The sequence below is a fragment of the Citricoccus sp. genome (genome assembly GCF_032154715.1).
GTDB lineage: Bacteria > Actinomycetota > Actinomycetes > Actinomycetales > Micrococcaceae > Citricoccus.
The window spans coordinates 1-2,697 of record NZ_JALDXU010000165.1; the positions used below are offsets into that span (position 1 = coordinate 1).

Here is a 2,697-nt window from a genome sequence, read left to right on the forward strand (position 1 = left end):
ACCCCGTGGGCCACGAGGCCACCGGCCACCTGGTCGACGGCCTCCAGCAGCTCGCCGAAGGTCATCCGGCCGGCGTCATCCTGCACGGCTGTCTCCTGGGGATGGCGTGCGGCGGACCGTTCGAAGGTCTCCAGCAGGGTGCTGGGAGCTGGTACGGACGGCCCCTGGCCCCACTCCGCCAGCCGGTCTCGCGTGGCCGGTCCCACGGCATCGAGTTCGGAGAGGTGGCGCTGCGCCGAGGTGGCGAAGGCCGTGAGCACCCGGTCGAGGGCGTCGAGGATCCGCTGGGCGGTGCCCGGCTCGAACAGGGCACGGTCGTATCCCAGCACCACCTGCAGCGGCCCGTCGTCACCCTCGGGGGTGCTGACATCGATCATCAGGTCCGTCTTGACTCCGGCGCTCGTCATCTGGGCGGGCACGGTGACGTTGACCCCGTCCAGGTCCAGCACCGCCGGCGGGGTGTTCTGCAGGGTCAGCATCACCTGGAACACCGGATGGCGTCCGGCCACCCGGGCCGGGTTCACCGCATCGACCACGGCATCGAAGGGCAGGTCCTGGTGTCCATAGGCCCGGGTATTGGCCTCCCGGACCCGCTCCAGCACCTGGACCAGGGTCGGATTGTTGGCCACGTCCGTGCGGAGCACGAGGGTGTTGACGAAGAAACCGACCAGGGGCTCCAGCGCCGGGTCGCCACGGCCCGCGACGGGTGTTCCCACGACGATGTCGTCCCCGGAGCCGTGCTGCCGCAGGGTCACGGCGACGGCGGACTGCAGCACCATGAAGAGGCTGCTGCGGTGCTGGGCGGCCAGGTGCCGCAGGGCGGCGTGGCGATCGGGATCCACGGGAAGGTGGACCTCGCCCATGCCGGACGGTGCCCCCTCCTCGCCGCGTGCCCGGTCCCGGGGCAGGTCGATCTCGGCGGGGGCGCCCTGCAGGGCCTGCTGCCAGTACTGGTGCATCTGCCGAGGCAAGGCCTCGCCGTCCCCGAGGAGCTCGCGCTGCCACAGGGTGAAATCGGCGTAGGACACCGCCAGGTCCGGCAGCTCGGCGGCCCGGCCGTTCCGGCGCGCCGCATAGTAGGCGGCGAGATCCTGGGCGAAGGGAGCCAGGGACCACCCGTCCGTGGCGATGTGGTGCATGACCACCACCAGGGTGTGCACCTGCTCCTCCGTCTGCAGCAGGACGGCCCGCAGGGGCGTCTGGGTGGTGATGTCGAAGGGGCGCTCCGCCTCCGCCTGGATCGCGGCGGTGAGACTGGCAGCGGGGATGCGCACGGCGGTGAAGGGTGGTGCGCCCGCCTCGGCGCCGAGCACCTGCTGCACCGGTTCGCCGTCCAGCAGGGGGAAGACGGTGCGCAGGGGTTCATGCCGCCCGACCACATCCCGCAGGGCGCCGCGCAGGGCAGGGGCGTCCAGGTCTCCGGTCAGCTGCAGGACCAGCGGCACGTTGTAGGCCGCCGAGTCCGGGTCCATCCGGTTCAGGAACCAGAGCCGCCGCTGCGTCAGGGAGACGGGCAGCCGTTCGGGGCGCGCCATCGGCTGGAGTGTCAGTGGACTGTCGGTGTCGCGACGTTCTCCGAGTCGCCGGTCCAGGGCCCCCACCGTGGGGCACTCGAAGATGTCCCGCACCGCCACCGGCATCCCCAGCTCCGCCGTCAGGTTCGCGGCGAGGCGGGTGGCCAGCAGTGAATGTCCGCCCACGGCAAAGAAATCGTCGTCCAGGCCCAGCCCGGAGCCGGTGCCATCATGGCCGAGCACCCCGGCGAAGGCCGCGGCGATCCGGCACTGGCGTGCCGTGCTCGGTCGCTGGGCCTCATCCAGGATGCCGGCGGAGGAGGACGCGTCCAGGGGATCGGGCAGGCGGAGCCGGTCGAGCTTCCCATTCGTCGTGAGGGGCAGATGATCCAGCACCATCACGGTGCCGGGAACCATGTAATCCGGCAGTGCCTGCCGCAGTCGTTCCCGGACGGTGACTCCGTCGGGGCGGCCCGGTGCGTCCGGCTCGGTCAGCGTGACGTAGCCGGCCAGCCGGGCCGCCTCGTCCCGGCCGTGCACCACGCCGGCGGACTGGGCCACCCCGTCCTGACGCTGCAAGGCGCCCTCGACCTCGCCGATCTCCACGCGGTAGCCGCGGATCTTGACCTGGTCGTCCAGTCGCCCGAGGAACCGCACCGAGCCGTCATGCCGGAGCCGCACGACGTCACCGGTGCGGTACATCCGTGAGCCGTCGGCGGCGAAGGGGTCCGCCACGAAGCGGGCCGCGCTGAGACCGGGCTGGCCCACGTAGCCGCGGGCCATATTGGCCCCGGCCAGGTACAGTTCGCCGACGGCACGTTCGGGGACCGGCCGCAGGGCCGCGTCCAGGATGTAGTGGCGGCTGTTGCGCACGGGGCGGCCCAGGTGCGGTTGCGTCTCCGGCGTGATCCGGGCGACCAGGCTGTCCACGGTGGTCTCGGTGGGCCCGTAGAGGTTCACCGCGTGGACCCCGTCCAGGGAGGCGAGGCGTTGCCAGACCTCAGGACCGACCTCCTCGCCACCGACAGCGACCACGGTGGGATGGCCGTCCCGGTCGAACAGCCCGGCATCCAGCAACGTCTGGACGAAGGACGGGGTGGACTCGATCGAGTCGATCCGATGGTCGATCAGGTAATCGGCCAGTCGTTGCGGATCCCGCCGGACCTCCTCGTCCACCAGGTAG

1 protein-coding gene is annotated in these 2,697 nt (G+C 71.6%); it reads right to left on the reverse strand.

The features are described 5' to 3' along the window. A partial coding sequence (locus RUH65_RS15630; protein WP_313818572.1) for a condensation domain-containing protein occupies positions 1–2,697 on the reverse strand: 2,697 nt, incomplete at both ends.